Here is a 21,634-nt window from a genome sequence, read left to right on the forward strand (position 1 = left end):
ACCCGGCCCCGCCGCCGACCCCGGCCGTGTCTCCGGCGAGGTCCTGCGTACGGTTCGTCATCGCGCTCAGCCCGCGGCCGTGAACGCCGCGTCCATCTTCCGCGCCGCCTCGTCCGACGCCGTGGCGACGTCCTTACGGCCGCTGACGATCTCCTGGAACATCGTCGGCAGGACGAGCGAGGCGTCGATCTGCGCCCAGCCCGGCGACGCCGGAACGAACTTGGCGCCCGCGCCCAGGGTCTGTACGAACGGCTCGACGAACGGCTCCTTCTTCGCCGCGTCCGCCAGCACGTCCTTGTACGTCGGCAGGAACCCCATCGCGTCGAACAGCTTCGCCTGGGTCTCCTTGCCCGTGAACGACTTCATCAGGTCCACCGCGAGCGTGCGGTGCGCGGTGCTCTTGAGGACACCGATGTTGTTGCCGCCCGCGAACGCCGGCGCGATCGAACCCGCCGTGACGCCGGGCAGCGGTACGACCGCGTACTTGCCCTTCACCGAGCCCTCCTCGACGGCCGAGTGACTGAAGTCACCTCCGATCGCCATCGCGGCCTTGCCCGAGGCGAAGGCGGTCACCGTCGCGTTGCCGCCCATCGAGGCGCACTTGGCCGCCGGACAGTTGTCGTCGCCGAACAGGGAGGTGTACGCCTCGATGCCCTTGCGGGCGGCCGGGCTGTTGACGGCGGCCTTGTACGTACCGTCGCTCTCCTCGGCGAGTTCGCCGCCGTTGGCCCAGAGGAACGGCATGGCGCCGTAGGTGTACGCGCCGCCGACCGCGAGCCCGTACAGCTCCGGCTTCGCCTTGTGGATCTTCTTGGCCGTGGAGATCAGCTCCGCCTGGGACTTGGGGACGGCGATTCCCAACTCCTTGAACACATCGGTGCGGTAGTACAGCGCGCGCACGCCCACGAAGAGCGGCGCGCCATAGACCTTGCCGTCCACGGTGACGGACTGCCGGGCCGTCGGGTCGGTGTCCTCGGCCTCGTCCCAGGCGTTGAACTCCGTGGTGATGTCGGCCAGTCCGCCGTCCTTCACATAGCCGGCCGTGTCGGTGTTGCCGTACTCGATCAGGTCCGGGGCGCTCTTCGGGTCGTTGAACGCGGCCTTGACGCGCTGGGCACGGGTCTCGACCGGGATGTACTCGATCTCGACCTTGGCGTCCTTGTGCTCCTTGGAGAAGGCGGCGACGGCCGCGTCTACCACCTGCTCCTTCGGCGTGTTGTTGACCTCCTGGAAGAGCCAGACGCGCAGGGTGCCGCTCTTCTCGTCCTTCGTCGCGCCGGTGCCGGACGTTCCCGGGGCGCAGGCGGTGGCGGTGAGGCCGACGAGCGCGAGTGCCGCGATCGGGGCCACGGTACGGGCGGCTATACGGGCAGAAAGCTTCATCCGGCATCCCTACGGGTCGGCGTTGCAGCATGCGCAACGTACGTTTCGTGCTGCACAACTCGCAGGAGACTAAACACCGCTGGAACACGCCGACAAGTGGTCTCAACCATTTCGTTGCAGCGGACACGACAGCGAAACAGGGCAGCGACCGCCCGAAACGCGCACGGCCTCCGAAACGCACACGGCCCCCGGGGCGCACACGCGTGCGTCCCGGGGGCCGTGCCGAAGGAGAAGGACCAGCCGCTACTTCCTGCTGCCCTTGTCCTTACCGCTCTTGCCCTTGTCCTTGTCCCCGCCGGGGCCCATGGACTCGTAGATCTCCTTGCACATCGGACAGACCGGATACTTCTTGGGGTCGCGCCCCGGTACCCAGACCTTTCCGCACAGTGCCACCACGGGAGTGCCGTCGAGGGCACTCGCCATGATCTTGTCCTTCTGGACGTAGTGGGCGAAGCGCTCGTGGTCGCCGTCGCCGTGCGACACCTGTGGTGTCGGCTCCACGAGGGTGCCCGTACCTGCCCCGCGCTCGGGCTCAAGAGTGCTCATGGGAGCCAAGGGTACCCACGCCGGGCCCCTTCCGGAGGCTCCGGGTCCGTGCACTCCGCATCCAGTCGCTCACACATCGCGCCGACACGCCGGACACACCTCGCTAAACGGGCCCCGGAAGCCCTGCGCCGCGAGCCGGAAGGTCAGTTGAGCGACGGATCGTCCGGGTATGTCGCGACCATGGCCAGTTCGCTGCGCTGCCGTCGCAGCACCGCGCGCCAGAGCCGCTCGGGCCGCGGCGACGACACATCGCCCGGCTCCGACTCGACGACGTACCAGGCCCCTTCGCGCAGTTCGGCCTCCAACTGGCCCGGCCCCCAGCCCGCGTAGCCGGCGAAGATACGCAGCGAGCCGAGCGCCCGCGCCAGCAGCTCCGGCGGCGTCTCCAGATCGACCAGGCCGATCGCCCCGTACACCCTGCGCCACCCGAGCGGCCCCTCGTCGCCCGGTATCACGGCGAGTCCGAGCGCCGAGTCGAGCGAGACGGGGCCGCCCTGGAAGACCACCCCGGGCTCCCCCGCCAGATCACCCCAGGACTCCAGGATGTCCCCGACGTCCACCGGCGTCGGTCTGTTGAGGACCACGCCGAGGGAGCCCTCGTCGTCGTGGTCGAGCAGCAGGACCACCGCGCGGTCGAAATTCGGGTCGGCGAGGGCGGGTGTCGCGACGAGCAGCCGCCCTGTGAGCGAGGACACCTCGGTCATGCGCAACATGATCCCGCATCTTCGCGTTCCGCGGGGCGTGTGCTGCGCGGTGCGCGTGCGCGCAGCTCAGGGGCGCACCGCGGCAGGGGGAGCGCACACCCCCGAAATGCCTGTCGTGTAACCCTCCGCGACGACCTCAAAACAGCCTGTGACCTGCCGTGTTCTTTTACGGTCCATGGCCTTCCCGGGCCTTACGGCACAGGGGCCTCGGCCCCTTACCCTTTTCCTTGGCCACCTGCCCGCCCACTCCGGAACGCGAGATTCATGACCGGCACAGACGATGTAATGCTTGTCCACGGTGGAACCCCGCTGGAGGGCGAGATCCGCGTCAGAGGCGCGAAGAACCTGGTGCCGAAGGCCATGGTGGCCGCGCTCCTCGGCAGTGGCCCGAGCCGGTTGCGCAATGTGCCGGACATCCGTGACGTACGGGTCGTACGGGGGCTGCTCCAGCTCCATGGAGTGACCGTGCGCCCCGGTGACGAGCCGGGCGAGCTGGTCCTCGACCCGACGCATGTCGAGAGCGCCAATGTCGCCGACATCGATGCCCACGCGGGATCCTCGCGCATTCCGATCCTCTTCTGCGGCCCGCTGCTGCACCGGCTCGGCCACGCCTTCATCCCGGGTCTCGGCGGCTGTGACATCGGCGGCCGGCCGATCGACTTCCACTTCGACGTGCTGCGCCGGTTCGGCGCGACGATCGAGAAACGCGCGGACGGGCAGTATCTGGAGGCCCCGCAGCGGCTGCGCGGCACCAAGATCCGGCTGCCGTACCCGTCGGTCGGCTCGACCGAGCAGGTGCTGCTGACGGCCGTGCTCGCCGAGGGGGTCACCGAGCTGACGAACGCCGCGGTGGAACCGGAGATCGAGGACCTGATCTGCGTGCTCCAGAAGATGGGCGCGATCATCTCGATGGACACCGACCGGACGATCCGGATCACCGGCGTCGACCGCCTCGACGGCTATACGCACCGGGCGATCCCGGACCGTCTCGAAGCCGCCTCCTGGGCGTCCGCCGCGCTGGCCACCGAGGGCAACATCTTCGTACGCGGCGCCCAGCAGCGGTCGATGATGACCTTCCTCAACACCTATCGCAAGGTCGGCGGCGCCTTCGAGATCGACGACGAGGGCATCCGCTTCTGGCACCCGGGCGGCTCGCTCAACGCGATCGCGCTGGAGACGGATGTGCATCCCGGCTTCCAGACCGACTGGCAGCAGCCGCTGGTGGTGGCCCTGACGCAGGCGTCCGGCCTCTCCATCGTGCACGAGACGGTGTACGAGTCGAGGCTCGGCTTCACCTCCGCGCTCAACCAGATGGGCGCGCACATCCAGCTCTACCGCGAGTGCCTGGGCGGCTCCGACTGCCGCTTCGGCCAGCGCAACTTCCTGCACTCGGCGGTCGTCTCGGGCCCCACCCGGCTCCAGGGCGCCGACCTGGTCATTCCCGACCTGCGCGGCGGCTTCTCGTATCTGATCGCGGCGCTGGCGGCCCAGGGCACCTCCAGGGTGCACGGCATCGACCTGATCAACCGCGGCTACGAGAACTTCATGGAGAAGCTCGTCGAGCTGGGCGCGAAGGTCGAGCTGCCGGGCGGCGCGCTCGTCTGACCTGCTCCGTTACGCCCAGGGGCCCGCTCACCGTACACACAGGGCCCTTCACCACCCCGTACACACAGGGGCGGCCACCCGGTCCGGGTGGCCGCCCCTGCGCGTTGTCTGCCGATGTCCAGGACGTACTGCTCGCCCTTGGCGTCTTACTTGCCCTTGGCGGCTTCCTTGAGCTTGGAGCCCGCGGAGACCTTCACGCTGTAGCCGGCCGGGATCTGGATCGGGTCGCCGGTCTGCGGGTTACGAGCGGTCCGAGCGGCACGGTGGGTGCGCTCGAAGGTCAGAAAGCCGGGGATGGTGACCTTCTCGTCGCCCTTGGAGACGACTTCACCGATGGTCTCGGCGAGAGCGGCCAGCACAGCGTCGGCGTCCTTGCGGGTCACCTCGGCGCGGTCGGCCAGGGCGGCCACCAGCTCACTGCGGTTCATGTTGTTACTCCCGTGTTCTTCTTGCCTGTGAGGCGTGAGATCGAAGCCGATGCTGCCAGGGCCCTCGGACAGTCCCCGGACCCGGGTCTGCTGACAGACCCTCGCGCCCGAATACGCATCCTGCCCCCACCAGCGGCGGGAAAGCCAATCCGGCACCCTCCGGAGTCACACGAAAAGCGCCACTGCCTCGTCGTCGTGACGTTCCGTGGACCCTGTGGAGACTCCTTGGAGCCTGGAGCCCTGAACCCCCCGAAGGCCCTGAAACCTCCCTGGAGCGGCGGGGCTCATGGTCCGCCACCCTAGAGGGGCCCCCAGGGCCCGGCGAATCGCGACGCGCCGGGCACGGGACAGACGTGGGGCGTGCCACAAGCCTGCGGCACCTGGGGCAGGACCGCAGGTCGGCAGGGTGTCGCCGGGTGATGGCCGGGGCTCTCCGAGGCCCGTCGAAGGCGGGGCCGGAGGGTTGCCGGCGGGGTGTCGGAGGCTTGCGGAGGGCCTTCGGGGTCAGACGGCCGTGGGGGCCTGCACCGCGCCCGCGGCGGCCCTGGCCGCGTCGCGCACCGCTCCCGCGACCGCGCCCGCGACCTTGTCGTTGAAGACCGACGGCACGATGTAGTTGGGGTTCAGCTCGTCCTCGGTGACCACGTCGGCCAGCGCGGTCGCCGCGGCCAGCATCATCTCCGTGTTGACCGTGCGCGACTGGGCGTCCAGCAGGCCGCGGAAGACACCGGGGAAGACCAGCACGTTGTTGATCTGGTTGGGGAAGTCCGAGCGGCCGGTGGCCACCACGGCCGCCGTCTCGCGCGCGATCGCCGGGTCGACCTCGGGGTCCGGGTTGGCCAGCGCGAAGACGATCGCGCCGTCGGCCATAGCCGCGACATCGTCGCCGTCCAGCACGTTCGGGGCCGAGACCCCGATGAAGACGTCCGCGCCGGCCACGGCCTCCTTGAGGGTGCCGGTGACGCCCTCGGGGTTGGTGTTGTCGGCGATCCAGCGCAGCGCGGTGCCGCCGGACTGGCCGGCGCCCGTGCCGACGAGGTCCTCGCGGCCCGCGTGCACCACCCCGTGGATGTCCGCGACCACCGCGTGCTTGACGCCCGCCGCGATCAGCAGCTTGAGGATGGCCGTACCGGCGGCGCCCGCGCCGGACATCACCACCCGTACGTCCTCGATGGACTTGCCCACCACCCGCAGCGCGTTGGTCAGGGCCGCGAGCACCACGATCGCGGTGCCGTGCTGGTCGTCGTGGAAGACCGGGATGTCCAGGGCCTCGCGCAGCCGTGCCTCGATCTCGAAGCAGCGGGGCGCGGAGATGTCCTCCAGGTTGATGCCCGCGAAGCCGGGGGCGATCGCCTTGACGATCTCGACGATCGCGTCCGTGTCCTGGGTGTCCAGACAGAGCGGCCAGGCGTCGATGCCGGCGAAGCGTTTGAAGAGGGCGGCCTTGCCCTCCATGACGGGCAGCGCGGCCTTGGGGCCGATGTTGCCGAGGCCGAGCACGGCCGAACCGTCGGTCACGACGGCCACCGAGTTGCGCTTGATGGTCAGCCTGCGGGCGTCCTCGGGGTTCTCCGCGATCGCCATGCAGACCCGCGCCACACCCGGGGTGTAGACCATCGAGAGATCGTCACGGTTGCGGATGGGGTGCTTCGACTGCATCTCGATCTTGCCGCCGAGGTGCATCAGGAACGTACGGTCGGAGACCTTGCCGAGGACGACGCCCTCGATCCCGCGGAGCTGTCCGACGATCTGGTCCGCGTGCGCCGTGGAGGTGGCGGCGATCGTGACGTCGATCCGCAGCTTCTCATGGCCCGAGGCGGTCACGTCGAGGCCGGTCACGGAGCCGCCGGAGGACTCCACGGCCGTGGTGAGCTGGGAGACCGCGGTACCGCTCGCGGGCACCTCCAGCCTGACCGTCATCGAGTACGAGACGCTGGGCGCCGTTGCCATGACCGAGTTCCTCTGCTTTCCCTAGCCGCTGTGCCACCCCGCCCGACCCATGTCCCGGCGGCGCCTACCGATGGTCGCACCTACCAGTGGGTAGCAGGTAAAGACCGACACCTCCGGAATGTGTTTTCCGGGATGCGGGAGACCCTAACAGCGGCCTGTCCAAGGAAAGCAGGCCCCCACCAATGGCTGGTGAAGGCCCGCTGACAGAAAGGTGGCACCGGCCCGCCATGCTCGCCTCGCGGCAAGTGGTCGCTCGAAGCGACGAAGGTTGGGCCCGGGGGCTTGGATCGAACCGGTGCCGTACCCAGGCTAACAAACCACCCCGGTAAGTGATTCCCCCATCGCGAGTTGACTGTGAATCAGTCCCGGAGCGGGCCGTGGGCCCGACGCGCGTCAGTCCCGCAGCAGGTCGGGCACTCCCGCCGCGTCCGGCTCGTCGCGGGACGTCGAGACCACCGTGAGCCGTTGCGTCGCCCGGGTGAGTGCCACGTACAGCACCCGCAGTCCGGCGGGCGACTCGTCCGCGATCTCGGCGGGCGAGACCACGACCGTCGCGTCGTACTCCAGGCCCTTCGCCTCCAGGCTGCCCAGCGCCACCGCACGCCCGCCGAGCCCGGCCAGCCAGCGGGCCGCCTGCTCGCGCCGGTTCATGGCGACGACCACGCCGACCGTGCCGTCGACGGTGTCCAGCAGCCGCCGGGCCTCCGCCCGAACGGCCGCGGCGAGGTCGCCGTCCCGTACGACCGCGAAGCAGGGGCGTACGCCGGTGGAGCGCACCGCCCTCGGGGAGCGCATGCCGGGCATGGCCAGGGCCAGGACCTTTGCCGCGAGCGCCGCGATCTCGGCCGGGTTGCGGTAGTTCACGGTCAGCGTGAAGCGGCGGCGCGGACGGGTGCCGAGCGCCTCGTCACGGGCCTCGGCCGCCTCGTCCGCGTCCGGCCAGGACGACTGGGCCGGGTCGCCGACGACCGTCCAGGTGGCGTGCCGGCCGCGGCGGCCGACCACCCGCCACTGCATGGGCGTCAGGTCCTGCGCCTCGTCGACGATGACATGCGCGTACTCGGTACGCTCCGCCGCCAGCCGCTCGGCCCGCTCCCGCTGCGACTCCTCGCGCTGCGGCATCAGCTCCTCCAGGCCGGTGAGCTGGTCCAGCGGGTCGAGTTCGCGGCGCTTCCTGGGGCGCGGCGGCGAGCCGAGCAGGGTCTCCAGCTCGTCCAGCAGCGCCACGTCGTGCACGGACAGCGGACCCGTGCCGTCCTCGCCCAGCCGCTTCAGCGAGCGGGCCAGCCGGCGGATCTCGCCCGGGTTGAGGATCCGGCGGGCCCAGCGGCCGAGCCGGCGCTCGTCGGCCATCGCGGTGAGCACCGCGCGCGGGGTCAGCTCGGGCCACCAGCCGTTCAGGAACTCGATGAAGCTGTCCTCCGAGGTGACGTCCTCGTCGAAGGATCCGCGCAGTTCGGCGGCGAGCTCGGGGTCGGTGTGGCGGCCCGCCGAGCCGGACTTCGTCCAGAGGGCGTCGAGCAGCAGCCTGCGGGCGCGCGGGCGCAGCAGATTGACCGGCGCGGTCCCGCCGAGCACGGACTCGCGGATACGGCGCAGCTCGTCGGCTTCGAGTTCCAGCCGCCGCCCGAAGGCGACGACGCGCAGCCGGGTGGGCGCGGTGGCCGGGGCAGCGGCCCGCACGTCGTCACCGGACTCGCCGTACGCGCCTGCGCCACCGGCCTGACCTGCTTCGTCTGCTTCACCAGCTTCGCCGAAGGCGAGCTGCCCGGCCTGCGCCGCCGCCCGAGGCACCGCCGGAGCCGCCGTGGCGCCCTCCAGCGCTCCCCTGGCCGCCTTGCGCAGCACCTTCAGCATCCGCGCCGAGCCCTTGACCCGGGCCACGGCCGGTTCGTCGTACGCCGTGGCCTCCGCGCCGTCCACCAGCGACCCGACCGCGCGGATCGCCACCTGCTCCTCCTCGCCCAGCGAGGGCAGCACGCCCTCCGTGTACGCGACGAGCAGCGGCGTCGGCGAGACGACCAGGATGCCGCCCGCGTACCGCCGCCGGTCCTGGTACAGCAGATACGCGGCCCGGTGCAGCGCGACCGCGGTCTTGCCGGTCCCCGGCCCGCCCGACACCTCGGTCACCGAGGCGGCCGGGGCCCGGATCACCAGGTCCTGTTCCGCCTGGATCGACGACACGATGTCCCGCATGGTGTGGCTGCGCGCCTGCCCGAGCGCGGCCATCAGCGCGCCGTCCCCGATCACCGGCAGCGCCGCGCCGTCCAGCAACGCGGTCAGCTCCGGGCGCATCAGATCGTCCTCGACCCCGAGGACCCTGCGGCCCTTGGAGCGGATGACCCGGCGCCGTACCACCCGGCCCGGGTCGACCGGGGTCGAGCGGTAGAAGGGAGCGGCGGCCGGCGCGCGCCAGTCAATCACCAGCGGCGCGTAGTCGGAGTCCAGGACCCCGATCCGGCCGATGTGCAGGGTCTCGGCGATATCGGCCGTACGGTCCGGCCTGATGGCGTCGTCGGCGGGCTCGACCGAGGTGTACGCGCCGTCCGGCCCCTTCTGCCCGTCCTTGCCCGGCAGCAGGTCGATCCGCCCGAAGAGGAAGTCCTCGAACTCGTTGTTGAGCCGGTTGAGGTGGATCCCGGCCCGGAAGACCTGGGCGTCCCGCTCGGCGAGCGCCCCCGGCGTACCGACCTGCCCCCGTTTGGCGGCGTCGTCCATCAGGAACTCCGCCTCGTGGATCTTCTCCTCCAGGCGGCGGTACACCTGGTCGAGATGGCGCTGCTCACCGTCGATCTCGCGCGCGCGTACGGAGTCCTGCCCCGTGTCGCGTGCGGGATCGACGGCCGGTCCAGCGGATTGAACAGCGGCATCCTGCGCGGCCACCGTGGCCCCCTTCATGACGTGCGTCGGGCAGCCGTCAACCGTACGCGAAGGGAAGCCGGAATGTCAGGCGTCGACCTCCACCAGTCGCTCGCCGCCGAACGTACGGACCTCGAAGTGATCGATGTCATTGCTGTCCATGGCCGTGCCGCCGTGGACGTACAGCGGGCTCTTGGAGATCTTGTTCGGACCGTCGGGGATGCCGTACCCCCACTTGGGCACCGACCAGGAGGTGACGGTCTCCTCCTCGCCGGTCTTGGAGACGGCGACCAGACTGCACTTGAGGGGGCCCTTCACGTTCTTCAGCTCCAGGACCGTGTGCGTACCCCAGCCCTTGGGCTCCATGCCGATGGTGGCGGTGACCTTGGTGGTGGCGTCCGTCGCCCAGACCTTGTCCGGCATGTGGTTGAAGAACGCGTCCTCGGCCGGGCTGGTGGGGTGCGGGTCCGCCGCCTGGTTGCTGGTCCCGCCGTCGCCCGCGGCGGTGACGGCCACCACGGGACCGCCGATGATCAGCGCCGCCGCGGCCGCGACCAGATACAGCCCGCGCCGCCTGCGCTGGGCACGCTTGGCCGCCACCTCGTCGACCAGCCGGCCGAGGAGCTGCGGACTCGGCTGTACGGAGACGGACGGCGTGGGGAGCTGCGCCAGCGGTACGACGGGAGCCACCGGCGCCAGCGGTGTCACGGAGGCGAGCGGGCCGGGCGGGGCCTGCGCGCCGGGCGCAGCCGCGAAGGGCCCCGGAGCGTCCGCCAGCATGGCCAGCATCGGCTCCATCCCGGAGAACTCCTCCAGGTTGACGGCGCAGATGCGGCAGCCGGCCAGGTGCTCCTCGAAGGCGGTCGCCTCGGCGTCGTCCAGAATGCCGAGGACATACGCGCCGACGGCTTCGTGCACAGAATTCTCGTCGCCCGGTCCGTTTCCGTACCGCTCGTGCGTGGTCATGCCGAGACCCCCCTCTCCTCCAGCGCGAGCTTCATGGAACGCAGCGCGTAGAACACCCGTGAACGCACCGTCCCGCTGGGTATGCCGAGCGTCTCGGCCGCCTCGTTGACCGTACGCCCCTTGAAATACGTTTCCACCAGGACTTCCCGGTGAGCGGGCGTCAAATCATCGAGCGCGTCGGAGAGCGTCATCAGCCACAGCGCCTTGTCGATCTCGTCCTCCGCGGGCATGACCTCCAGCGGCGACGGGTCGACCTCCTGCGGCCGGGCCTGCCGGCTGCGGTGACCGTCGATGACGATACGCCGGGCGACCGTCACCAGCCAGGGTCGGACAGAGCCGGTCGCCCGGTTGAGCTGACCGGCGTTCTTCCAGGCACGGATGAGCGTCTCCTGCACCACGTCCTCGGCGCGCTGGCGGTCGCCCGCGACGAGACGGAGCACATAGGCGAGCAGGGGTCCGGCGTGTTCCCGGTAGAGGGCTCGCATCAACTCCTCGTCGGGGACGGAGACATTGGTGCGCGGTGCCTCGTTCCGGTGCCGGGCCCGGTGAGGTCGGTCTTCGGCCACGGCCGCATCCTTGCGCACCTGAACCTCCCGGTCGAGACCTCGATGGCTGCTTCTCCCTCATCACTACGGACGGCCGGGGGAGGTCACTCAACGCGGCCGGAAAAAGTTTCAAGATCTTTTCAATGGAGGTTTGCGTGGCGGGGCGGGCGGCTGGGACGGGTTCGCCCCGGAACGGACCCCAGGCGGGATCCGGACAGGATCCATGAAGAAGACGCGTAGAAATCGTGTGGGGAATGCATGCAACCTGCGAAGACAGCGTGCGCGAGTTGGCTGGAAATCGCTGGACGGACCGGAAGTCGCCTCAGACACGGTGCGGGCGGGGTGCAGATGGGGCACAGGTGGCAGGAGAGGTACGGACGGTACGGTCCGGGCGCGTCGCAGGGCGCGGGCGTGACGGCCCCGGCGCGGGCGTGTCGTACGCGGTCCGAGCGCGTCATACCGTACGAGCGCGTCGGCCTCGTCGGGCGCGTCGGCCTCAGCGGGCGCGGCCGGGGCTCCGCCGCCTGCCAGGCCCGGGCGTTTGTCAGGCGCGGGACAGGGCCGCTCTGCGGCGGTGCCTCGCCACCCGCTCGCGATTGCCGCAGACCTCGCTCGAACACCAGCGGCGCCGCCGCCCCCGCGAGGTGTCCAGATACACCCGCCGGCAGGTGTCGCCCTCGCACTGCCGCAGCCGTGCCCGCGCCGCCGGGTCGGTGAGCAGGTCCACCGCGTCCCTGGCCACGGCCGCCAGCAGCGCGTCGCACTCGGGCTCGGCGCTGAGTGCCCGTACGAGCGCGCCGTCCTCGTCCCGTACGGCCCTGATCCCCGGCGGCGCCCCGGCGGCCAGCGCGTTGACCCGGTCCAGGGCGCGTGACGCGTCCCGGCCGTCGATCTGGGCCCGTACCAACTGGCCCACACCGTCCCGTAGTTCGGCGAACGACCGTACCCAGCCCGCGTCCACGCCGCGCAGCGGGGTCCCCTCCGGCACCAGGCCCGCGCCGACCAGCCAGTGGCGGAGCGTCACGGCGCCGTCGAGTTGTTCGCACCCTCTGGAGGTCGGCTCCGCCGTGGCCACCAGATCCAGGCAGACACGCCCGGAGTCGAACCGCCACTCGTACGAGCCCATGCCCGCCGTCATGTGCCTGTCACCGCCTCGGGTTCACCGGCTGGGTGCTTCTTGCGTGCTTCTCTCAGGGGGTCTCCCTCTCAGAGTGCCTGCCCCCGGACGCGCCCGTAACCCCTGTCACGGCCTCTGTGACGGCGCCTGTCACATGACTACGGGAGTGACGCCCGGCGGGCTGTTGTGCAGGATGCGCTGGAAGAGGTGGTGGTCCCGCCATTCGCCGTCGATGTGCAGATAGCGCGGCGCGGTCCCGATCAGCTCGAACCCGCATTTGCGCAGCACCCGTTGCGAGGCGGCGTTGGCGAGCATGGTGCCCGCCTCTATGCGGTGCAGGCCCAGTTCGTCGCGGGCCGCGCGGCAGACCTCCTGTACGGCGCGGGTGGCCAGGCCGCGCCCGGTGTACTCGGCGTCGATCCAGTAGCCGAGGACGGCGCTGCGGAAGGCGCCGAGGGAGACGCTCGACAGATTCGCCTCGCCGACGATCCGGGTGCCGTCGGCGGCGAACCAGCGCCGTACGGACGGATCGGCGAGCCAGCGGGCCTGGGTCTGCGGGGTGAAGAACTCGTCGGGGCGGTACGGCTCCCAGGGACGCATGTGGTCGCGGTTGCGGACCAGTGCCTCGGCGACGTTCGTGGCGTCGTCCGGGGTCGCGGGCCTGATGCGGAGGGAGGAGCCGGAGGAGTCGTTGGTCATTCCTCGTACGGTACCGACGGGGCCGGGAAGCACCAGAGGGCCTCAAGGGGACCGGGAAGCGTGCGGGTGCGCCGGAGGATGCGCGAGCACCCCCGCGTACGCGGGCTCGTACGCGCCCGTGCGTGCCCGCATGCCTGCGTATGTCTGTGCGCCCTCGTACCTCCCGTGCGCCGTACAACCGTACGTCCCGTATGCCACACCTCCCCATATGCCCCTATACGTCCTCATACGTCGCCGTCCTCCTTACGCGTCCGCGTACTTGGAGTCCGCCGCCGGGTCCAGCGCCAGCCGGTAGCCGCGCTTGACCACGGTGTGGATCAGCCTGGGCGCGCCCAGCGCGGTCCGCAGCCGGGCCATCGCGGTCTCCACGGCGTGCTCGTCGCGGCCCGAGCCCGGCAGCGCGCGCAGCAGCTCCGCCCGCGAGACCACCCATCCCGGCCTGCGGGCCAGCGTGTGCAGCAGCGCCATCCCCGCGGGCGGCACCGGCCGCAGCTCGCCGTCGACCAGCACCGCGTGGCCGCGGATCTCGACACGGTGGCCGGCGACGGGCAGCGCCCGGGCCCGGCCCGGCAGTTCCGTGCAGAGCACCTGGACGAGCGGCCCGAGCCGGTAGCGATCCGGCTGGACCGTGTCGATCCCGCGCGCCTGGAGCGGCAGCGCGGTGACGGGCCCGACGCAGGCCGCCAGCACATCGTGACGCAGGGCGTCGAGCAGCGCGGGCAGCCGGCCGCGTTCCCCGGCGCGCGCGAGCAGGGAGGCGGCGGCCGGCGCGCTGGTGAAGGTGATGGCGTCGACGGCGCGCGCGACGACCGCGTCGATGAGCCGGTCCACCGGCGCGAGGTCCTCCGGGGGCATCCAGCGGTAGACCGGTACGACGACGACCTCGGCGCCCCCGGCCCGCAGCGACTCCACGAATCCGGGCAGGGGCTCGCCGTGCAGTTGCAGCGCGACGCGGCGGCCCTCGACGCCCTCGCCGAGAAGGCGGTCGAGCACCTCGGCCATCGACTCGGAGCCGGGCGACCAGGCCTCGACGAGCCCGACGGCGCGGATGGCGCCCTTCACCTTGGGGCCGCGGGCGAGGAGTTCGACTCCGCGCAGACAGGCGAGCAGTTCCTCGCCGTGGCCCCAGCCGTCGGCGGCCGCGATCCAGCCGCGGAACCCGATGGCCGTGGTCGCCACCACCACATCGGGCACGGTGTCGATCAATTCCTTGGTGGCGGTGAGGAGTTCGGTGTCGTCGGCGAGCGGCACGATCCGCAGCGCGGGGGCGTGCACGACGGAGCCGCCGCGCCGCTGGAGCAGCGCGCCCAGCTCATCGGCGCGCCGGGCGGCCGTGACCCCGATGGTGAAGCCCGCGAGGGGGCCGTGCCGCTCGCTGTCCATCGCTCTCCTCTGCCTCTCCTCGCGTCGCGGTGCCGTGGTCGTACGTCCCGCACGCGCGTTCCGTGCGTCCGTCCCGCACGGCACACATCCCGTACGCCGCGTACGTCGTCCCGTACGTCCGTCGTCCCGTACGTCGTCGCTGGAGCTACCGAGCCTGCCAACGCTGCGTGACAGGCCCGGATCGCAGGCATTTCTCCCCTGTAACGACCATCCCGGGACGTACCTCTCACATCCGTGCGTAGCGGAGCCCGGCTTCCTTCTCCATGGGTTCCACGGGCTCCTTCTCCGCCGGTACGGCCGGGGCGCCCGCCCGGCGAAGGTATACCGCCCAGGTCAGGGCCGAGCAGGCCGCGTAGCAGACGAGGAACGCGACATAGGCCGAGGTCCCGGTGCCCGAGGTCTGGAACGACTGCCGGAACGCGAGGTTGATCACCAGCCCGCCGAGCGCCCCGACCGCGCCGATCAGCCCCATCGAAGCCCCGGACAGCCTGCGCCCGTACGCGGCGGCCGCCTCGCCCGTCATGCCCTTGGCCAGCGCCTTCGCACGGAAGATGCCGGGGATCATCGTGTACGTGGAGCCGTTGCCGACCCCGGTGAGCAGGAACAGCGCGCCGAATCCGGTGAGGAAGAGCGGCAGCGACTCGATCAGCGAGGCGAGGACGACGACTCCGGTCGCGAGGGCCATCGCCACGAAGTTGCAGAGGGTGACGCGGGCGCCCCCGTACCGGTCGGCGAGCGCGCCCCCGGCCGGCCGCGCCAGCGAACCGAGCAGCGGCCCCGCGAAGGTCAGCGAGGCGGCCTGGAGCGGGGTGCGTCCGAACTGGGTCTGGAGCACCAGCCCGAAGGCGAAGCTGTATCCGATGAACGACCCGAAGGTCCCCATGTACAGCGCGGACATGATCCAGGTGTGCCGGTCCCGCACGGCTTCCCGCGCCGCGCCGGTGTCATTGCGCACGGGCGCCAGATTGTGCATGAACAGCGCGGCGCAGAGCGCGGCGGCCAGGATCAGCGGGATGTAGATGCCGAGCAGGATCCGCGGCCGGTCCGCGCCCGCCGCCGCGATCACCAGCAGCCCGGCGACCTGCACGACCGGCACCCCGATGTTCCCGCCCCCGGCGTTGAGGCCGAGCGCCCAGCCCTTGCGGCGCAGCGGGAAGAAGGAGTTGATGTTCGTCATCGAGGAGGCGAAGTTCCCGCCGCCGACCCCGGTGAGCGCCGACACGGCCAGGAACGTGGTGTACGAGCTCCCCGGCTCCATCACCGCGAACGCGGCCCCGGTCGGCAGGAGCAGGAGCAGCGCGCTGAAGACCGTCCAGTTCCGGCCGCCGAAACGGGCGACGGCGAAGGTGTACGGCACCCGTACGACCGAGCCGACCAGGGTGGCCACCGCGATCAGGGCGAACTTCCCGGCGGGATCGACCCCGTACTCCGGCCCCATGAACAGCACCATGACCGACCACAGGGTCCAGACCGAGAACCCGATGTGCTCGCAGAACACCGAGCAGAGCAGATTGCGCCGCGCGATCCGCTCGCCCGTGGCGGCCCAGAAGACCTCGTCCTCCGGATCCCACCGCTCGATCCAGCGGCGTCCCTTGCGTACGGCGGTGGTGGTGGTCGGGGCAGTCATCACGCCTCCACGAACGGGGATCCGATTGAATGCCCCAGACCGTACGGACGCCGCGTTTCACCCCCGTACCCCAAGGTGACCACCGCGCAACCTTGCCCTCACCCACCGCAACACCCACCTGTGAGCGCCCTTGGCTGTTCCACTGGCCGGTCCCGGTCCGCTGCCCGGCTGACCTTCGGGTCGGCTGAACCGCCGAGCAGGTCGGCTGGACCGCCGGGCCGGGCCGTGTCCGTCCCTCACGCCTTCCGTGTGCCGTTCGGCCACAGGCGTGGCCTGCGCTTTGCCGCCACGTCCTCCACCCAGCCGATCGCGAGGATCAGCAGGCCGAGCAGCGGCCAGACCAGGACCAGGCTCAACGCCTCGTACGACGCGTCCAGTTGGGTGGAGTACGCGTCGATGCCCGGGATCAGCCAGAGCTGGTCGATGATCGGGAACGTCGCCAGGATGATCAGGTTGTGCCAGAGATAGATCGTCACCGCGCGGTTATTGGCAAGGGTGATCGTCGAGTCGAACTGGGCCAGCTTCCCTGGGAGCGTGCGCCACGACGGCGCGTACTGGAGCAGGATCGCGCAGAAACCCAGCGACCACGTCGCCTGGGCGAGCGGGATCTCGTCCAGGTTCCAGCCCTCCTCGGTGAGATGCCCCGAGGCCCACCACAGCGCGAAGGCCATGGTGAAGGCGGCCAGCGAGATCGTGATGTAACGGGGCACCTTGCGGAACATTCCGTCGTTGTGGGCGAAGCCGAGCACCCAGCACGCGCCGTACACCGCGAAGTCGGTGAGCGCCTCCCCGGTCTCGCCCGGGATCTCCACCAGCCCGGTGCCGAGGACGGCGGTGAGGGCGACCGGAAAGACCAGTGTCACCCACGGCATCCGGCGGAACGCCCACAGCAGCAGCGGCGAGGCGATGACGAACCAGAGGTAGGCCCGCACGTACCAGAGCGGCCCCGCCGCCTGCTCCGCCCAGGTCTCCTCCACCAGCCCGCTCGGGGAGCCGCTCTCGTACGGGTACGGAGGCGCCCCGAACGGCACGATGTAGTTGGCCAGCCGCAGGAACCACCAGAGCCCCTCCTCCCGGTCCGCCCGCCACCCCAGGACGAACATCAGGGGCACGACGACCAGCGCGAACGCCCACATCGGCGGCACCAGCCGCCTCAGCCGGCCGCGGATGACGCTCCACGGCGGCCGCTTGGACAGGGACCGGGCCATCAGCGATCCGGCCAGCGCGAACATCACGCCCATGGAGGGGAAGAGGATCGTCAGCCAGGCCCAGCCGAAGATATGGAAGACGACGACCCTGACCAGCGCGACCGCCCGCAGCAGATCGAGATAGCGGTCGCGCCCGCCGGAGGAGGCGGTCACGCCGTCCCCCGAAGACGTCGCCTTGTGCTTGGGCCGCGCCCCCGTACCCACGGCCCCCGCACCCGCGGAAGCAGACTGAACAGGCCGCACAGGTTGAGCTGTCACGCCACTGGCCTCCGATCGGCCTCGCGCCCGCGCGGACTCGGAATCGAGCCCGGCGCCTCCACCACTCCGGTACGGCGCAGCTTCTGCCACCGCAGCCGGCCACCGGTGAGCGCGGTGATCCAGGACTGGAGCAGCACCACGTACATGAGCTGCCGGTAGAGGATCTGCTGGAGGGGCAGCGAGATCAGATGGGTCATGCGCTCCCCGTCGAGTCGGAAGGCGTACGCGGCGCACACCGCCTGGATCAGCAGGACCCCGAGCCAGGCCACCACGGTCTTCTCGGTGGGGCCGAAGACCAGGCCGTACAGCAGGAACACATCGATCAGCGGGGCCAGCAGCGGCGCCAGCACCATGAAGAGCGAGACCAGCGGCAGCCCGACCCGCCCGAACCGGCCGGAAGGACCGCGCTCGATCAGCGCCCGCCGGTGCTTCCAGATCGCCTGCATCGTGCCGTAACTCCAGCGGTACCGCTGCGACCAGAGCTGCTGCACCGATTCCGGCGCCTCGGTCCACGCCCGCGCGCGCTCCGCGTACACGACCCGCCAGCCGTCCCGGTGCATGGCCATGGTGATGTCGGTGTCCTCGGCGAGCGTGTCCTCGCTCATCCCGCCGACGCGCTCCAGCGCCTCGCGCCGGAAGGCCCCGACCGCGCCGGGGATGGTGGGCATGCAGCGGAGCATGTCGTACATCCGGCGGTCCAGGTTGAAGCCCATCACGTACTCGATGTGCTGCCAGGCGCCGATGAGACTGTCGCGGTTGCCGACCTTGGCGTTGCCCGCGACCGCGCCGACGCGCGGATCGCCGAAGGGCTGCACCAGTTCGCGGACCGTGGACGGCTCGAAGACCGTGTCGCCGTCCATCATCACGATCAGATCGTGGCGGGCGTGCGCGATGCCGTTGTTGAGGGCGGCCGGCTTGCCGGAGTTGGGCTGGCGCACGACATGGACGTTCGGCAGCCAGAGCGCCTCGACGATGTCGGCGGTCCCGTCCGTCGAGCCGTCGTCGATGACGATGACCTCGATGGGATGGTCGCTCTCGCTCAGCGAACGCACCGTATTGGCTATGCACTCGCGTTCGTTGTACGCGGGTACGAGCACGGTCACCGGTTCGGTGACGGGCTCGCCCCAGGTGAAGCCGCGCCGCCGCACCCTGCGCGTATGCGCGAAGGACAGCACCAGCATCAGCCCGAACCGCGCGATGACCAGCGCGCCGATCACGGAGAGCCCGGCCACCAGGACACCGGTGATGTTCTCCGAGAGTGCGACGGCGCCGACCCAGGCCTTGCCCTTCCAGAGGGCCGCGCCGGTGACCGGGGTATGGGCGCTGGGGGCGCCGAGGGCCTCGGTGACGGTGGTGAACTCGTACCCCTTCGCCTGCATCTCCGGCAGGAAGTGCCCCAGCGCGGCGACGGTCTGCGAACGGTCGCCGCCGGAGTCGTGCATCAGCACGATCGCGCCCTTGCCGTCCTTCGGGGTGGCGTTGCGGCTGATCACCCTGGCGCCGGGGCGCTTCCAGTCCTCGCTGTCCGTGGTGTCGAGCACGGTGATGTAGCCGAGGCTGCCGATGTACTGCGCGACCGGCCAGGACTTGTTGTCCATGGCCGACGAGAACGAGGAGTACGGCGGACGGAAGAGCGAGGTACGGATGTCGGCCGCGCCCGCGAGCGCGAGCTGGTTCTGCGAAAGCTCCCAGTCGATACGGGACTTGGACTGGAAGGAGAGATCGGGGTGGTTGAAGGTGTGCAGACCGACCTCGTGGCCCTCGTCCACCATCCGTTTGACCAGCGCCGGATAGCGCGAGGCCATGGTTCCGGTGACGAAGAACACGCCGTGGGCGTCGTACTCCTTCAGACGGTCGAGGACCTTGGGGGTCCACACCGGGTCGGGGCCGTCGTCGAAGGTGAGGACGAGCTTGTGGTCCGGGATGTTCAGCGCGCGGGCGGGAGTGGCGCCGCGCGCGTCGATGACCGGGCCGCCCTTGAGGATGCGCTTGGGCACCTGGTCCGCGTCGACGGATTCGCGGACGCGGTGGTCGGCGAGGATCTCGCTGTGTACGTAGCCGCGCAGCATCAGCATCGCGAAGAGCGCGACGAGGACGAGCGAGGGCAGCAGATAGCGCATGGGCAGTCTGCGCCGCTTGGCCCGGGCGTCTTTGGCCTTCCTGGCCTGCTTGGTACGGCGAGCGCTGTGCGGGGGCTCGATGCCGCCGGTACGGCGGTGTCCGCCGGCGCCGGCACGGCGCGGTTCACCGGTGCCGGTACGGCTGGGCTCGTCGTGAGCGGTGTGCCGGGGCTGTCTGCCGGAGGAAGTCATCTAGAACGCGCCTTCCGCGGCCATGGGCCGGCTTCCCTCGGGCTGCCCGCCGTCCGCCGGCGGTGGGTCGACGGGCGGTGGCGAGCCGGGGTCGGTGGCCGGCGGGCTCTCGTCGACGGGCGGTGTCTGGGACGGCGGCTCGACGCCGGTCCCGCCGGTGCCGGTGCCCGGATTGCCGCCGGTGCCGGGCGAGGTCGCGGGATCCGGCTCGGTGCCGTCGCCCGTACCGCCCGCGGGGTCGGCCGGCGGCTTCGCCGAAAGCGACATGGTCGGCACCGGTTCGCCCGAGGCGTCCGTGCTGGCGCTCCCCGAAGGGAGCGGTACGGTCCCGCCGTTCGAGCCGGTCGGCGAGGGGCTCGCACCGGGAGTGGCCGGCGATTCTCCGGCGGACGCGCTGACCGTCGGGGTCGGCTGTATCTCCACGGTTTCGGGCTTCCGGTTGTCGGCGAGCCCGGGTATCTGGAGCCAGGGCGCGGTGGAGTTGCCGCCGATCATGGAGACGACCAGGGTCATCGCGTAGAAGGCACAGCCTATGCCGACGATCCAGCCCGCCCGGCGGAAGGTTTTGCCGCGACGACCGGTCTCGTCCACGAACACCGGACGGTCGGATATCTCGGGACCCGCCCCGGGCACGGAACCCGCTTCGGGCACGGGACCCGGCTCCTGCGCGGGATGGCTGCCCGTGGGCAGTTCGGAGAGCTGACGCCCCACTCCGTCGAGTTCGACGGTCACATCACTCGGCTCATGCACATGCCCTGTCCGGGCATCTTCACGCCATTTGTCCACTACGGTACGCACATCCCCCACCACTGAAGGTATTCGGGCGTCCCACGCGGCTGGCCGGATATCAACCTGGCCGAGTCCCCACTCGAACCGAGTACCCCCCTACCACACCGCACCCGAGCCACGAATGTAGCGCACAGAGAAGGCACCGGAGTTCAGCTTCGGGGGTTGCCGTGCATCAGTCCGGTGACGGTGCCGGGCATCCAGCTCCCAGGGTCGAGATCCAGCCAGCCCCCCTCGCGTGCGAGCTCCCTCGCGGCGGCACGCAGCGCGTCGACCCCGGGGTGTTCGATCCCCTTGCGCCACACCATCGCGAGCGGCGCCACGGGCGGCGCCTGCGGCATGGATCCAGCCAGCGGCCGCAGTACCGCCCCCGGCATCGCGGGGAAGTCCACCACGGCGAGCACGGGCGTACGGTGCTTCGCCATCACCCGCCGGAACTCCTCGGCCCCCACGGCCATCGGCGCCGGCGGCGCGATCTCGATGTCCCGCCCCGCGAAGAGCTGCCGCGCCAAGTCGGTCCACTCCGCGGTCCCCGGATTCCCCGCCCCGGCGTACACGCTCTCCCCGGCGAGCGCGTCGAGCGTCACTTCGGCGCGGCCGGCCAGGGGATGGTCGTACGGCAGCAGCACGGCCAACGGCTCGTACCGTACGAGCTGGTGCTCCAGCCCGGACCGCAACACGGGTGCGAGCCCCCCGACGTGGCCGAACGACACATCGAGCCGCCCGCCGAGGATCTCCCCCGCGGCCCGGGTGAGCCCGCTCTCGAACCGGGCCATCAGCTCCACCCCGGGCGCCAACTCCCGCGCCCGCTCCAGCACGCGACCGGAGACCATGCCCGCGCTGTTGAGATCGACAAGCAACGGCCGCGCCTCACCGGCACGAGCGGCGAACAACTCGTCCTGCGCGTCCAGCACCCTCCGCGCATACGGCAGCAACCGCTCCCCGTCCCCCGTCAACACCACCTGCCGAGTGGTCCGTACGAACAGCTCGACCCCCAACTCCCGCTCCAGCCGCCGGACATCCCGGCTGAGCGCCTGCTGCGCGACATAGAGCCGGGCGGCGGCACGAGTGAAATGCAGCTCTTCAGCGGCGGCGACAAAAACGCGCAGGAGCCGCGGCTCGATGTCTCGGGGCACACCGGCATTCAACAGAGGCCGGGCGGCGATCCACAACACATATGCGTGAATGCCCACCGACCAGGTGTTGGACCCTTCAGCCCGGCTCCCCCCAAGCTGAACGCATGCCACCCACCCCGCAC

At 70.8% G+C, this 21,634-nt stretch carries 17 protein-coding genes; 1 reads left to right on the forward strand and 16 read right to left on the reverse strand.

From position 1 onward, the window contains the following. Positions 1 to 66: 66 nt before the first annotated feature. From WH07_RS26255 to WH07_RS26265, 3 genes are all read right to left on the reverse strand, one after another. Entirely contained in the window at positions 67 to 1,383 is a 1,317-nt protein-coding gene (locus tag WH07_RS26255) for an extracellular solute-binding protein (protein ID WP_046504967.1), read from the reverse strand. 243 nt (positions 1,384 to 1,626) lie between these two features. Beyond that, on the reverse strand, positions 1,627 to 1,929 hold the full coding sequence (locus tag WH07_RS26260) for a DUF3039 domain-containing protein (protein ID WP_046504970.1): 303 nt from the start codon (positions 1,927 to 1,929) through the stop codon (positions 1,627 to 1,629). 143 nt (positions 1,930 to 2,072) lie between these two features. Beyond that, on the reverse strand, positions 2,073 to 2,633 hold the full coding sequence (locus tag WH07_RS26265) for a YqgE/AlgH family protein (protein WP_046504972.1): 561 nt from the start codon (positions 2,631 to 2,633) through the stop codon (positions 2,073 to 2,075). 264 nt (positions 2,634 to 2,897) lie between these two features. Between WH07_RS26265 and murA the strand changes: the two genes are divergently transcribed. Further along, positions 2,898 to 4,238: a UDP-N-acetylglucosamine 1-carboxyvinyltransferase gene (gene murA / locus WH07_RS26270; protein WP_046504975.1), complete on the forward strand. Its 1,341-nt coding sequence runs from the start codon at positions 2,898 to 2,900 to the stop codon at positions 4,236 to 4,238. A 146-nt stretch (positions 4,239 to 4,384) separates the two neighbouring features. Here murA and WH07_RS26275 read toward each other — a convergent pair whose 3' ends face one another. The 13 genes from WH07_RS26275 to WH07_RS26335 form a co-directional block, all read right to left on the reverse strand. Then, positions 4,385 to 4,666 (reverse strand): HU family DNA-binding protein, encoded by a 282-nt coding sequence (locus WH07_RS26275; protein WP_046504979.1) that lies wholly within the window; start codon positions 4,664 to 4,666, stop codon positions 4,385 to 4,387. A gap of 504 nt (positions 4,667 to 5,170) precedes the next feature. Continuing rightward, positions 5,171 to 6,616, reverse strand: coding sequence for an NAD-dependent malic enzyme (locus WH07_RS26280; RefSeq protein ID WP_046504981.1), 1,446 nt, complete (start codon positions 6,614 to 6,616; stop codon positions 5,171 to 5,173). 393 nt (positions 6,617 to 7,009) lie between these two features. Continuing rightward, positions 7,010 to 9,514 carry a HelD family protein gene (locus WH07_RS26285; protein WP_079023570.1) on the reverse strand — a complete coding sequence of 835 codons (2,505 nt, stop codon included), beginning with the start codon at positions 9,512 to 9,514 and terminating at the stop codon, positions 7,010 to 7,012. A gap of 48 nt (positions 9,515 to 9,562) precedes the next feature. After that, positions 9,563 to 10,441 (reverse strand): zf-HC2 domain-containing protein, encoded by an 879-nt coding sequence (locus WH07_RS26290; protein WP_046504983.1) that lies wholly within the window; start codon positions 10,439 to 10,441, stop codon positions 9,563 to 9,565. Continuing rightward, the gene (locus WH07_RS26295; RefSeq protein ID WP_046504986.1) at positions 10,438 to 11,025 is read right to left on the reverse strand and encodes a sigma-70 family RNA polymerase sigma factor; all 588 of its coding nucleotides are present in this window, start codon (positions 11,023 to 11,025) and stop codon (positions 10,438 to 10,440) included. The genes WH07_RS26290 and WH07_RS26295 overlap by 4 nt, the downstream gene beginning before the upstream one ends. A gap of 505 nt (positions 11,026 to 11,530) precedes the next feature. Beyond that, a complete protein-coding gene (locus tag WH07_RS26300) occupies positions 11,531 to 12,124 on the reverse strand; it encodes a CGNR zinc finger domain-containing protein (protein WP_046504988.1) in 594 nt (197 codons plus the stop codon). Positions 12,125 to 12,253: 129 nt separating this feature from the next. Continuing rightward, positions 12,254 to 12,802 carry a GNAT family N-acetyltransferase gene (locus tag WH07_RS26305; RefSeq protein WP_046505008.1) on the reverse strand — a complete coding sequence of 183 codons (549 nt, stop codon included), beginning with the start codon at positions 12,800 to 12,802 and terminating at the stop codon, positions 12,254 to 12,256. Between the two features lie 243 nt (positions 12,803 to 13,045). Beyond that, on the reverse strand, positions 13,046 to 14,185 hold the full coding sequence (locus WH07_RS26310) for a uroporphyrinogen-III synthase (protein ID WP_046504991.1): 1,140 nt from the start codon (positions 14,183 to 14,185) through the stop codon (positions 13,046 to 13,048). A 226-nt stretch (positions 14,186 to 14,411) separates the two neighbouring features. Next, entirely contained in the window at positions 14,412 to 15,812 is a 1,401-nt protein-coding gene (locus tag WH07_RS26315) for a nitrate/nitrite transporter (RefSeq protein ID WP_046504995.1), read from the reverse strand. 236 nt (positions 15,813 to 16,048) lie between these two features. Then, on the reverse strand, positions 16,049 to 17,173 hold the full coding sequence (locus WH07_RS26320) for an acyltransferase family protein (RefSeq protein WP_046504998.1): 1,125 nt from the start codon (positions 17,171 to 17,173) through the stop codon (positions 16,049 to 16,051). 101 nt (positions 17,174 to 17,274) lie between these two features. Beyond that, entirely contained in the window at positions 17,275 to 19,398 is a 2,124-nt protein-coding gene (locus WH07_RS26325) for a bifunctional polysaccharide deacetylase/glycosyltransferase family 2 protein (protein WP_046505011.1), read from the reverse strand. Between the two features lie 192 nt (positions 19,399 to 19,590). Next, positions 19,591 to 20,340 (reverse strand): hypothetical protein, encoded by a 750-nt coding sequence (locus WH07_RS26330; RefSeq protein ID WP_198533895.1) that lies wholly within the window; start codon positions 20,338 to 20,340, stop codon positions 19,591 to 19,593. Between the two features lie 188 nt (positions 20,341 to 20,528). Then, the gene (locus WH07_RS26335) at positions 20,529 to 21,512 is read right to left on the reverse strand and encodes a LysR family transcriptional regulator (RefSeq protein WP_046505003.1); all 984 of its coding nucleotides are present in this window, start codon (positions 21,510 to 21,512) and stop codon (positions 20,529 to 20,531) included. Positions 21,513 to 21,634 lie beyond the last annotated feature (122 nt).

The sequence above is a fragment of the Streptomyces odonnellii genome, from assembly GCF_000981895.1.
Taxonomy (GTDB): domain Bacteria; phylum Actinomycetota; class Actinomycetes; order Streptomycetales; family Streptomycetaceae; genus Streptomyces; species Streptomyces odonnellii.